Origin of the sequence: Rhodococcus sp. EPR-147, assembly GCF_001647185.1 — a bacterium.
In the GTDB taxonomy this organism is placed as follows: Bacteria; Actinomycetota; Actinomycetes; order Mycobacteriales; family Mycobacteriaceae; genus Rhodococcoides.
The window spans coordinates 1-397 of record NZ_LVCU01000440.1 but is presented as its reverse complement, the minus strand read 5'-3'; the positions used below and the strand labels follow the sequence as shown (position 1 = coordinate 397).

Here is a 397-nt window from a genome sequence, read left to right as displayed (position 1 = left end):
GTGGTCGCCCGCATCAAGGACGCGTCGTTGCGGGACGAGTACGCCCGGCAGTTGGCCGGGTGGACCGGCTGGGACGACACCGCGATGGTGCTCGCCCGAGTGCGCGACGAGGCGAAGAAGGGTGCCAGGGGCGACACGAGCGGCAAACGTGTCCCGTTCGAGAAGCGTCAGGCCGCTCCGGCACCGGCCCCGACGGGTCCACCGCGACCCAACCCCACCGATCCGACACTGTGGCCGCAGCGGGAAGCGCTCAAGGCTGTGCTGCAGATGCCTGCCGTGGCGGGCACGGTCTTCGATTCACTCCCGCCGGAGAGCTTCCACCACCCGGCGTATTCGGCCGTGCGCGACGCGGTTGCCGCTGCCGGCGGCACCGCTGCAGGCCTGGGCGGAGGGGAGT

1 pseudogene is annotated in these 397 nt (G+C 71.8%); it reads left to right on the top strand.

The window, feature by feature from the left end:
• A pseudogene (locus A2J02_RS19235) lies at positions 1–397 on the top strand (DNA primase); the annotation flags it as partial.